This is a genomic window from Enterobacter hormaechei subsp. xiangfangensis (assembly GCF_001729785.1).
In the GTDB taxonomy this organism is placed as follows: Bacteria; Pseudomonadota; Gammaproteobacteria; order Enterobacterales; family Enterobacteriaceae; genus Enterobacter; species Enterobacter hormaechei_C.
In genome coordinates, this window is sequence record NZ_CP017183.1 from 1,331,613 (window position 1) to 1,343,525 (window position 11,913).

10 protein-coding genes are annotated in these 11,913 nt (G+C 56.6%); 2 read left to right on the forward strand and 8 right to left on the reverse strand.

Annotated elements, in window-relative coordinates:
- Nucleotides 1-141 precede the first annotated feature (141 nt).
- Both ybfE and ybfF read right to left on the reverse strand, forming a co-directional pair.
- Entirely contained in the window at nt 142-429 is a 288-nt protein-coding gene (gene ybfE, locus BFV63_RS06280) for a LexA regulated protein (protein ID WP_003858652.1), read from the reverse strand.
- Nucleotides 430-557: 128 nt separating this feature from the next.
- On the reverse strand, nt 558-1,331 hold the full coding sequence (gene ybfF / locus BFV63_RS06285) for an esterase (RefSeq protein WP_003858651.1): 774 nt from the start codon (nt 1,329-1,331) through the stop codon (nt 558-560).
- Nucleotides 1,332-1,514: 183 nt separating this feature from the next.
- Between ybfF and seqA the strand changes: the two genes are divergently transcribed.
- Both seqA and pgm read left to right on the forward strand, forming a co-directional pair.
- The gene (gene seqA, locus BFV63_RS06290; protein WP_003858650.1) at nt 1,515-2,060 is read left to right on the forward strand and encodes a replication initiation negative regulator SeqA; all 546 of its coding nucleotides are present in this window, start codon (nt 1,515-1,517) and stop codon (nt 2,058-2,060) included.
- Nucleotides 2,061-2,084: 24 nt separating this feature from the next.
- Nucleotides 2,085-3,725, forward strand: a complete 1,641-nt coding sequence (gene pgm, locus BFV63_RS06295; protein WP_003858649.1) for a phosphoglucomutase (alpha-D-glucose-1,6-bisphosphate-dependent) — start codon at nt 2,085-2,087, stop codon at nt 3,723-3,725.
- Nucleotides 3,726-3,828: 103 nt separating this feature from the next.
- On the opposite strand, the gene potE is transcribed toward pgm, so the two are convergent.
- The 6 genes from potE to kdpC form a co-directional block, all read right to left on the reverse strand.
- Nucleotides 3,829-5,142 (reverse strand): putrescine-ornithine antiporter, encoded by a 1,314-nt coding sequence (gene potE, locus BFV63_RS06300; RefSeq protein WP_069597467.1) that lies wholly within the window; start codon nt 5,140-5,142, stop codon nt 3,829-3,831.
- Entirely contained in the window at nt 5,139-7,337 is a 2,199-nt protein-coding gene (gene speF, locus BFV63_RS06305; RefSeq protein ID WP_048241149.1) for an ornithine decarboxylase SpeF, read from the reverse strand. The genes potE and speF overlap by 4 nt, the downstream gene beginning before the upstream one ends.
- A 255-nt stretch (nt 7,338-7,592) precedes the next feature.
- A complete protein-coding gene (gene speFL / locus BFV63_RS22410) occupies nt 7,593-7,697 on the reverse strand; it encodes a leader peptide SpeFL (protein ID WP_003858645.1) in 105 nt (34 codons plus the stop codon).
- Nucleotides 7,698-7,974: 277 nt separating this feature from the next.
- Nucleotides 7,975-8,652 carry a two-component system response regulator KdpE gene (kdpE, locus tag BFV63_RS06310; RefSeq protein WP_048241147.1) on the reverse strand — a complete coding sequence of 226 codons (678 nt, stop codon included), beginning with the start codon at nt 8,650-8,652 and terminating at the stop codon, nt 7,975-7,977.
- Nucleotides 8,649-11,336: a two-component system sensor histidine kinase KdpD gene (kdpD, locus tag BFV63_RS06315; RefSeq protein WP_045332357.1), complete on the reverse strand. Its 2,688-nt coding sequence runs from the start codon at nt 11,334-11,336 to the stop codon at nt 8,649-8,651. The genes kdpE and kdpD overlap by 4 nt, the downstream gene beginning before the upstream one ends.
- Nucleotides 11,337-11,912, reverse strand: a complete 576-nt coding sequence (gene kdpC, locus BFV63_RS06320) for a potassium-transporting ATPase subunit KdpC (protein WP_045332356.1) — start codon at nt 11,910-11,912, stop codon at nt 11,337-11,339.
- Nucleotide 11,913 lies beyond the last annotated feature (1 nt).

An 11,913-nucleotide genomic window follows, 5' to 3' on the forward strand; every position in this document is an offset into this window, starting at 1 on the left:
CTTGAAACTTAATGGTATGGTGGCGCAAATTGTCCACGGATAAGGGCAATAATAGCAGAACAGGCAACCCTGCGGAAACAGCTATCACGCAGGACTGCACTCTGTGCTACATGAAAAAGGTAATATTGGGGATTTTCTGACTCACGCCTTGCCGCGTAACGTCTCAAGCTGGGCGATCAGCATCTCTTCGATCAGTTCGCTGCGGCTGATGTTGCGCGCGTCAGCTAACTCGTTAAGCGCATCGACGGCATCGGCATTCAGCTTCAGTTCGACACGCTTAAGCCCACGATTTTTATCGCGTTTAAGCTGGTTGCGTTTATTGATACGCAGCTGTTCATCGCGCGAAAGCGGATTCGTTTTCGGTCGTCCCGGTCGACGCTCATTCGCGAACAGATCTAGTGTCGTACGGTCCGTTTGTTCTTTGGCCATGATTCTGAGACTTCGGGGGAAACACGCCGCCCTGCTAATGCCCGGGCGATAAGCGCGCCATCATACATCACCCAAATCCACACGCCAACGACTGGAAGCCCGTCGTCTTCCGGTCGCTGGCTTTTTAATCAATTCGCTGTATCAGTAAGATAGCGGCGAATGGCGCGCAGGACGGCATCCGGTTTTTCCGCGTGGACCCAGTGCCCGGCACCCGCAATGACGTGAGCGCGAGCCTGCGGGAATTGCGCCAGCAGCGCGTCACGGTACGCGTCAGTGACGTAAGGGGAGTTGCCGCCGCGAATAAAAAGGGTAGGGTGCGGCCAGGCGGGGACGGCTTCCCAGCCCACAATATGCGAATACTGATCCCACAGCACCGGGACGTTAAAGCGCCATTGCCCGTCAACAAACGATTTCAGCAGGAACTGGACCACGCCTTCTTCATCAAGATGCTCGCGCATAACGGCAGCCGCCTGTTGGCGGGTTGCGACACCCGCTTCGGTGACCGCATTGATGGCGGCAAAAATCTCATCGTGACGGCGAACGTCGTAATTGACGGGCGCAACGTCGATGACCACCAGCCCGGAAATTCGCTCAGGTGCCAGCGCAGTGAGCGCCATCACCGCTTTACCGCCCATTGAATGCCCGATAAGCGTCGCTTTCTGAATATTATTCGCATCGAGGGTGTCCCGCAGATCCTGCGCCATGGCTGCGTAGGTCATCTCCTCCGAGCGCCCTGAAAGACCGTGATTGCGCATATCAACCTGGAGGATCTCGTGATCGGTCACTAAATCGCGCGCCAGCACACCCAGATTATCCAGGCTACCAAACAGGCCGTGAACCAGTACGATGGGAGAATTATTGTTCGGCGATTGTGCAGTTTGCGCTCGGGTATTCAATTTCATGGCAAAGTTCTTTTTTTAGGTTTGTCAGGTTAGGGTATCATGTTGACCATTCTGCCGCCCGGGGGCAAGGATCCAGTTTAATCTGACTTTTGCCGCCAACCTGGTTTGACGCTATCCGCTGTTGGGATTTGACCTTATAATCTCAACGACTTGTATTCAGATAAGATATCGCACTGGATTAAGATGAAAACAATCGAAGTTGATGACGAACTCTATCAGTATATTGCCAGCCAGACGCGGCATATTGGGGAGAGCGCGTCCGACATTTTACGGCGCATGCTTAAAATTTCCGCCGCCTCACAGCCCACTCCTGTCACTAAAGATGTCGTGTCTCAGCCGAGCGTTGTTGCACAAGTAAAACCTGCCGTCATGCCGGCAAAGGACAAAGTGCGCGCGATGCGCGAGCTGCTGCTGTCCGATGAATATGCCGAGCAGAAAAAGGCCGTTAACCGCTTTATGCTGGTGCTGTCTACACTTTACTCACTGGATAACAACGCATTTGCAGAAGCGACAGAGTCGCTGCACGGTCGCACGCGCGTTTATTTCGCAGGCGACGAGCAGACCTTGCTGCAAAATGGCAACCAAACCAAACCCAAACACGTTCCCGGTACGCCATACTGGGTGATCACCAATACCAATACGGGCCGCAAGTGCAGCATGATCGAACATATCATGCAGTCCATGCAGTTCCCGGCGGAATTGATCGAAAAGGTTTGCGGTACAATTTAACCCTTGCATCAGAAGGACCAGGCAATGGCAAATCACAGCCGTGCAGGACAACCTGCGCAACAACGCGATTTGATTAACGTCGCTCAACTGACCGCGCAGTACTACGTGCTGAAACCGGTGGTGGGCAACGCAGAACACGCAGTGAAGTTTGGTACATCTGGCCACCGCGGCAGCGCGGCGCGCCACAGCTTTAACGAACCGCACATTCTGGCCATTGCTCAGGCCATCGCGGAAGAGCGCGCCAAAAATGGCGTCACCGGTCCGTGCTATGTAGGGAAAGATACCCACGCCCTGTCTGAACCTGCTTTTATCTCCGTGCTGGAAGTGCTGGCGGCGAACGGCGTAGACGTGATTGTTCAGGAGAACAACGGTTTCACGCCAACGCCTGCGGTGTCTAACGCTATTCTGGTACACAACAAAAAAGGTGGCGCGCAGGCTGACGGCATTGTGATCACCCCGTCCCACAACCCACCGGAAGATGGCGGCATCAAGTACAACCCACCAAACGGTGGCCCGGCGGATACCAACGTCACGAAAGTGGTGGAAGATCGCGCCAACGCGTTACTGGCTAACGGTCTGAACGGCGTGAAGCGTATCTCACTGGATGAAGCCATGGCCTCCGGCCACGTGAAAGAGCAGGATCTGGTTCAGCCGTTCGTGGAAGGGCTGGCGGATATCGTCGATATGGCCGCTATCCAGAAAGCCGGTCTGAAGCTGGGCGTGGATCCACTGGGCGGCTCCGGTATTGAATACTGGAAACGCATTGCCGAGCACTACAAGCTGGATCTGACCATCGTGAACGATCACGTCGATCAGACCTTCCGCTTTATGCACCTGGACAAAGACGGCGCGATCCGTATGGACTGCTCCTCCGAATGCGCAATGGCTGGCCTGCTGGCGCTGCGCGACAAGTTCGATCTGGCGTTTGCTAACGACCCGGACTACGACCGTCACGGTATCGTCACCCCGGCTGGGCTGATGAACCCGAACCACTACCTGGCTGTGGCCATTAATTATCTCTTCCAGCACCGTCCGCAGTGGGGCAAAGAGGTCGCGGTGGGTAAAACGCTGGTCTCTTCCGCCATGATTGACCGTGTGGTCGATGCGCTGGGCCGCAAGCTGGTGGAAGTGCCGGTGGGCTTCAAGTGGTTTGTTGACGGTCTGCACGACGGCAGCTTCGGCTTTGGCGGTGAAGAGAGCGCGGGGGCATCCTTCCTGCGCTTCGACGGCACCCCATGGTCAACCGATAAAGACGGCATCATCATGTGCCTGCTGGCGGCGGAAATCACCGCGGTCACCGGTAAGAACCCGCAGGAACATTACAACGAGCTGGCGGAACGTTTTGGTGCGCCAAGCTATAACCGTATCCAGGCTGGCGCCACGTCTGCGCAAAAAGCAGCTCTGTCAAAACTCTCTCCGGAGATGGTCAGCGCCAGCACCCTGGCAGGTGACCCGATCACCGCGCGTCTGACGGCGGCACCGGGTAACGGCGCATCCATCGGCGGCCTGAAGGTGATGACCGAAAACGGCTGGTTCGCCGCGCGTCCATCCGGTACGGAAGATGCGTACAAAATCTATTGCGAAAGCTTCCTCGGCGCTGAGCATCGTCAGCAGATTGAGAAAGAAGCGGTAGAGATTGTCAGCGAAGTGCTGAAAAACGCGTAAGTGGTGTTTGGTGCGGGCTGATGCCCTCACCCCGGCCCTCTCGCACGGGGAGAGAGAGAAAACACTAAAAACGGCAACCTCAGGGTTGCCGTTTTGCTTTTACCTAACTGTGCTTGTTCTTCAATTCAAATCTCGGCGACACCAGACCGTACAGCGTCCAGCCCATAAAGGTCACCATCGCACCATACAGCATCGCTTCCTGGCCGGAGGAATAGAGCGCATAGAAGCTGTAAATTGCGCCAATCAGCGCCACAATATTGGCCGCACGGGCTTTGCGCGGATCAACCTTCGCCACCTTCTGAATAATCACCAGCGCCGCCATCGACAAAATGTACGGAATGATGTTCGTCACCACCGCCAGGTTGACCAGCACGTTAAACTGGCTGTTCAGTGACGGGCTGATGGTCATCAGCGACAAACCACTCTGGAAGATGACAATCGCCAGCATCCCTTGCACTGGCGCATCCGCTTTGGTCACGCGGGAGAAGATTTTCGGGAAATAGCCTTCGTCAGCCGAGGATTTAAACACCTGAGCGATGGTGAACTGCCAGCCCAGCAGCGAGCCGCAGCAGGACATCACCATCAGTCCCATGATCACTTTCCCTACCTCCGGCGTAAACATCTGCGCAAACGCCAGCCCGAACGGCGCCGTGGAGTTGGCCAGATCCATGTTGGGCACAATTCCCGCAATCACGTTGGTCGAGACGATATAGATCACCGCCGCCCCCAGCGTCCCGCCGAGTACCGCGATCGGCACATTTTTCTCCGGGTTTTCCACCACTTCCGCATTCGCACAGGCTGACTCCAGCCCGAGGAAGGCCCATAGCGTCATGGCGATGGACGATCCCACGGCAGTGAAGAACGGTACGTGATGCGGATTCCAGGAGTTGGCGTACAGGGTCGGGCTGAACCAGAACCAGCCGATGATGCACAGGCCGACAACCGGGATAATCACGCCCCAGACGGTAATGCTGCTAAGTTGTCCGGTGATGCGCGCGCCGCCAAAGTTGGCGACGGTACAGATCCACAGCACGCCGATGGTTGCCAGCCCAATCTGCACCGGGGTCAGCGTCGCCCCAAACAGCTCCGTGCCGTAACCGACAGCGGAAATGGCAATCGCCACGTTGGCGATCAGCAGCGACACGCCGTAGGTATAGTTCGCCATAAAGTTACCGGACTTACCGAACGCATATTCGGCATAGCCACCCATCTCGCCGGACTTGCGGCTGAACATTCCGCACTTGGCAAAGGCCCATGCCAGCGCCATCGAACCCATGGCGGTAACAAGCCAGGAGATAATCGAAATCGTCCCCACTTCAGCGAGCTTGGTGGGCAGCATGATGATCCCCGAACCCATCATATTCACCATGGTGAGAATAGTGAGTTGCACCACGCCCATCTTGTTGGCCTTACTCATAATTTTTCTCCTTTCAGCAGCGATGGCTGAGCGGCAGGTTGTTTGATGACGTAGCAGCGCACCTGTTTGCGACCGTCACACTCCTCGACGTAAACCCCCTGTAACTCCGGCGCAAAGCCCGGCAGCAGATTGATCCCGTCTTCCAGCGCGGCGAAGTAGCGCAGCACGGAACCGCCCCAGACTTCCCCCGGAACCACGCACAACACCCCCGGTGGGTAAGGCAGCGCGCCTTCCGCGGCGATACGGCCTTCCGCGTCGCGCAGGGACACCAGCTCGACCTCACCGCGCAGATAGGCATAGTTCGCCTCCTGCGGGTTCATCATGACGCGCGGGAAGTGAGACCTGCGGAACATCTCTTTTTGCAGCTGCTTCACGTTATGGCGGGCATAGAGGTCGTGCATCTCCTGACAAATCTGACGCAGGGTATAATCCGCATAACGTTCCGGATGTTGCTTATAAAGAGAGGGCAGAACCTCTTTCAGCGGCACATCGCTCTGGAGCAGTTTTTCGAAGCGCACCAGTTGGGCGACGAGCTGCTGCAATTTGCCCATGTCCTCCGCCGGGGTGAGCAGGAAGAGAATGGAGTTGAGGTCGCATTTTTCAGGCACGATGCCGTTTTCACGCAGGAAGTTGGCGAGGATGGTGGCGGGCACGCCGAAATCATCGTACTCGCCGGTGCGGGCGTTGATGCCTGGCGTGGTCAGCAGCAGTTTGCAGGGATCGATAAAATACTGATGCTCGGCATATCCCTCAAAGGCGTGCCAGCGTTCGCCCGGAACAAAATGGAAGAAGCGCAGATCGGTAGCAATCTCTGCCGTATCCCAGCTTTCCCATGGACGGCCATCCACCGTCTCTGGCACGAACGGACGAATAAACTGACAGTTCTGAAGGATCAGTTTCCGTGCTTCGATACCGGTCACCACGCAGTCCATCCACATGTTGCGCCCACTTTGCCCCTCGTGCATGCGGGCGTTGATATCCAGGGCGGCAAACAGCGGATAGAACGGGCTGGTGGAGGCGTGCATCATAAAGGCGTTGTTGAGGCGCTTATGCGGGACATAGCGCGCCTGGCCTTTTATATGGCTGTCCTTCTTATGGATTTGCGAGGTTTGCGAGAAGCCCGCCTGCTGCTTATGCACCGACTGGGTAACCAGAATGCCCGGATCGTTTTCGTTCAGCTCCAGCAGCAGCGGCGAGCAGTCGGCCATCATCGGGATAAACTGCTCGTAACCCACCCAGGCGGAGTCAAACAGAATGTAATCGCACAGGTGACCAATCTTATCCACCACCTGACGGGCGTTATAAATGGTACCGTCGTAGGTGCCCAGCTGGATCACCGCCAGACGGAAGGGACGTTCATCCCGCGCGCGACCAGGCGCGACCTCTGACACCAGTTCCCGCAGGTAACTCTCGTCGAAACAGTGTGCGTCAATACCGCCGATAAACCCGTACGGGTTGCGCGCCGTTTCCAGATACACCGGCGTCGCGCCTGCCTGTAACAGTGCTCCGTGGTGAATAGATTTATGGTTATTGCGATCGAACAGCACCAGATCGCCTGGCGTGAGGAGGGCATTGAGCACCACTTTGTTGGAAGAGGAGGTGCCGTTCAGCACGAAGTAGGTTTTATCCGCATTAAAGACTTTTGCCGCATGCTGTTGGGCGATGCATGGCGCGCCTTCATGGATCAGCAGATCGCCCATTGCCACGTCGGCATTGCACAGATCGGCGCGGAAAAGCGTTTCGCCAAAGAAATCGACAAACTGGTTTCCGGCCGGATGGCGGCGGAAGAACTGGCCTCCCTGATGTCCGGGGCAGTCAAACGCACTGTTCCCCTGCTGGACGTAATCGACCAGCGCGCGGAAGAACGGCGGGCGGAGCTGGGTTTCGTACTTCTGCGCAGCCGCTTCAAGCTGGCGTCCGTAGTACGCATTGCTGGTGTCGGAGTACTCAAAAACGCCGTGAATACGCGACAGAAATTCAGCCGGAACCCTTTCTTCTTTATGCGTGGCAATAAACACCGGAATACCGAATCCCGTGGCTTCTATTTCTTCTATGGCGCCATTGAAAATATCGCTGACGGCCAGAACCACGGCTGCCACATCAATATAATCCGATGCGGTGATATCCACAATGTCGCGCGAAGTGGTAAAGCATTCAGGGCAGGCACGGCTGACGGCAATTTTTAACGTTTTCATCTTTATCTCTTTATTTCAGGCAATATGGGGCCCTCGACTTCTTGCGGTAAAGAAATCGATTATTTCCGGAAAAAAAAGCAAAGCGTGTCCGCTGATACGAAATCAGTTAATTGCTTTTTTGCTGAGTAGAATTCAGTCCGCCCGGTTGCGGAGAATCTGAATCACAAGGAATGAGCGCAGGTGTTCACAGGCAACAGCCTGTAAAATAGCGTGTTTCAGGATAACCTGTAAGCAGATGCGCCAGAAGTCGAAGGACTACCGGGCGTTAAAGAGATGAAAGTCAAAACAGTTTCGGTGGGCAAACATCATGATATGTGTTGTCCGCCTTATATGGGGCATTAAACGATTATTGTTTTCCATGTTCAATTTCCTTTCAGTAATTGAAAGCATGGTCATTTTATCCAGGAAAAAGGGATTAACTGTGAAACAGATCACCAATAACCGATCATTTCAGAAATAATTAGTCGTTTTGAGTGAATAACGAAGATCAAAATGCTGTTTTGTTGGCTCGGTGTTAAATTGATGTTTTAATTGTGTTTAAAGAGGGCGAATATAGCCGTGAAAATAATCTCATCGTTATTTTCATGGCTATATTCAGGTTGGTAAGTTTTTATTTAAAATTAAAGTGAATACTTATTCAGATTATAAACCGATATCCAATACCGGTTTCTGTTAATAAATGACGAGGACGCGCGGGATCGGCTTCAAGCTTCTGGCGAAGGTGTCCCATATAAATGCGTAAATAGTGACTATGCTCGACAGCATTCGGCCCCCAGACCTGGCTTAACAGCTGTCGCTGCGTTAACACTTTACCATGGTTATTGAGCAGCACGGCCAGCAGACGAAACTCAATAGGCGTAAGGTGGATCTCTTCTTCTCCTCTTACGATGCGGCGTGCAGCAAGATCGACGCGGATATCGCCAAAGGCGTACACCGGGTCGGAAGGGGAGGTGGCACTGTGTCGACGCAGCGCCACACGAAGCCGGGCCTGTAACTCGCCAATGCCAAACGGTTTGATCAGATAATCATCCGCTCCGGCATCCAGCGCGGCGATTTTATCCGTCTCTTCGGTGCGGGCAGAGAGCACCAGAATAGGCATCTGGCTCCACTGACGCACCTCACGAATAAAATCGATGCCGTCGCCATCCGGAAGTCCCAGATCCAGGATCACCAGATCTGGCTTGCGGGTCGCGGCTTCAATCAACCCTCGTTGAAGCGTTCCGGCTTCATGAACGCGCAAACCGTCGCCTTCCAGCGCGGTACGCAGAAATCGGCTGATAGCGAGCTCATCTTCAACAATCAGAACGTTAATCACAAATCCTCTGGTAATTCATCAAGTTCTGGTGGGCTTTCCAGAGGAAGTGTAACACAAAAGCGTGCCCCACCTTCCGGGCGGTTCTCTGCGGAAATGGTGCCGCCATGCACGTCGACAATCGCCTGGCAGATCGCCAGCCCCAGCCCAACGCCAGGAATGGCGGATTCCTTATTACCGCGCGCAAATTTTTCGAATATGGCGCGCTCCTGACCGGCCGGAATACCCGGCCCGGTATCCCAGACGTCGAGCCGCAGCACACGTTTATCCACCCTGGCAGCAATCCCCAGCCGGGCCTTTGCCCCGGCGTATTTAGCGGCATTTTCCAGAAGATTAATCAGCACGCGCTCAAACAGCGGGCCATCCACATGGATTAACGTCAGGGGTTCCGGCATGTCCAGCTCAATATGGCGCCCGCCGAGACCCGGCTCCAGCATCTTCAGCGCACTGCCGACAACCTCCTCAAGGGTGAGCCACTCTTTTTTGAGGTTAAACCCGCCGGACTGAATGCGCGCCATGTCCAGCAGGTTGTTCACCAGGCGCGTGGTATTCAGCACGTGCTGGCGAATTTCGCTGGCCTGCATCGCGTGCTTTGATCCTTCCGCCGCCAGATCCAGCGTCAGAATTTCGGACTGGCCAAACAGCACGGTAAGCGGCGTGCGCAAATCGTGAGACAGCGCTGCCAGCAGCGAGTTGCGAATACTTTCGCGCTCGCTTGCCAGCCGCGCCTGCTCTTCGCTGGCGGTGAGCGCCAGCCGTTCAAGGGCGCTGGCGACCAGCAGGGTGAAGGTTTCCAGCAGGCGCTGCTGTTCGGGGATCATCAGCTGACGCAGGTTAGACGGCTCGACGATGACCAGCCCGTGATTTTTATCCGCGCTGCGCAGCGGCAGGATCTGGTAAGGCACGCCGGGCAGCGTGTCGGTGCCGGCGCCGGCAGGTAAACCCTTATCGAAACTCCAGCGGGCAATCGCTTCATCCCAGGGCGTCATCCCCGAAGGGGAGGTCAGCGGGCGAAGGCGCCCTTGTTCGTCGGGGAGCAAAATCAGGTTACTGGCATGAAAGGTCGAACGGATAAACTGCTCGCTGGTCTGCACGATATCTCGCTGCGTGCGGCCAACCGCCAGCGATTTTGACATTTCATACAGATGGCGCGTGCGCTGCTCGCGATAGCGGGCAATGCGTGCCTGGTAGCGCACGCCTGCCGTCAGATTCCCGATCACCAGCCCGACGGTAAGCATCACGGCAAAGGTCAGAATGTACTGCACGTCCGAGACAGCAAGCGTCCCGCGCGGAGCAATAAAGAAGAGATCGAAGCTGATGACGTTGATCACCGTCGCCAGCACCGACGGCCAGCGGCCATAAAAGAGCGCGACCACAACGACGCCGAGCAGATAAATCATGACCAGATTGGCGGCGTCGAAGGCGATGAGCCACTGGCTGGCAATCACCGTAATCAGGGCGCAGAGGACCACGGCCACCATGCAGCCCCGGATCTGAATGCGCCATTTATCGCCAAAGGTGCGAGCGTCCGGCGTACGGTTGGGCAGGGGGGCGGGCTTGTCATCCAGCGCGACGATGACTAAATCAAGATCCGGCGCGCGGCGGGCCAGCCTGTCGGCAAAAGATTCGCGGCTAAACCAGCGGCGGTGCTGGCGACGTCCAATGACAATCTTGCCCAGGTTGTGCTCCCGCGCGTAGCGCAGAATGGCTTTATCTTCCTGCGGATCGGAAAGGGTTGCGGTTTCGGCGCCCAGCTCCTGCGCCAGCCGCAGCGCGCTCAAAATGGCGCGGCGCTGATTTTCCGGCAGGCCATGCAGCTGCGGCGTTTCGACGTAGACCGCGTGCCAGACGCTGCCAAACTTCGCTGCAAGCCGGGCGGCGGTGCGAACCAGTTTTTCGTTGCCGCTGCCGTGACCAATGCATAACAGAATGGCGTCCCGCGTGTGCCAGACGCGCTCTTGTCCCTGTAGGTCTCGCCAGGCGCGCATCTGGTCATCAACGCGATCGGCGGTGCGGCGCAGGGCCAGCTCGCGCAGTGCAATCAGGTTTCCTTTGCGGAAAAAATGTTCGATGGCGCGTTCGGCCTGGCCGGCAATATACACTTTGCCTTCATGCAGGCGCTGGCGCAGATCGTCCGGCGGCAGGTCAACCAGTACGACTTCATCGGCAGAATCAAAAAACGGATCGGGGACGGTTTCACGCACCTGGATACCGGTTACACCGCTCACCACGTCGTTCAGGCTTTCCAGATGCTGAACATTCACCGTGGTGAAGACGTCAATGCCTGCCTCAAGCAGCTCCTCAACATCCTGCCAGCGCTTCGGATGGCGGGAGCCTGGCGCATTGCTGTGCGCCAGTTCGTCCATCAGGATCAGGGCAGGGCGGCGGGCGAGGGCGGCATCAAGATCAAACTCCGTGACCAGCCGCCCGCGATGGCTGATACGCTGGGGCGGCTGCGTCGCCAGCCCCGTCAGCAGCGCAGCCGTCTCTTTGCGACCGTGGGTTTCCACCACGCCGATGAGAATATCAAGCCCCTGCGCCCGAAGCCGCTGGGCTTCCATCAGCATGGCGAAGGTTTTCCCGACACCCGCGCAGGCGCCGAAAAAAATTTTCAGCTTGCCACGGTGGGCTTCAGCCGTCTGTTCAAGCAGCCTGTCCGGATCCGGGCGCATGGGCTCGTCGGTCATTTAGTTCTTCCTTAGCGCATCCAGCGCCAGATTCAGCTCAACAATGTTCACTACCGGCATGCCGATGAAGCTGACCAGCGGCTTTTGCGTATGTTCTGCAACCAGCTGGCTCACCTGCTCGACGGTCAGCTGACGGGCGGCGGCCACGCGTGGGATCTGCCAGGCCACCGCGTCCGGCGTCAGGCTGTAATCCAGCCCGCTCGCGGAGGCGGTGACCAGCTCAACCGGCACCTCACGGCTGGCCTGCGGATTAGCAGCGCGCAGGGCGGCAACGCGTTCAGCAATGGCTTTGTCCAGGTCAGGGTTACTGCCCGCCAGATTGCTGCCGCCGGAGGCCATTGGATTATACGGGCTTTCCGCAGTGGCGGAAGGGCGTCCCTGGAAGTAGCGTGGGTCCGTAAAGTTCTGCCCAATCAGACGCGAGCCGCGGTTTTCACCGTTCTGGATAATCAGCGAGCCGTTGGCCTGATCCTGAAACCACCACTGGCCCAGCGCGGTAGTCATCAGCGGGTAAAGCCCGCCGGTAATCAGAGACAGCAGAATAAACAACAGTATAGCGGGACGTAACATCGTCATT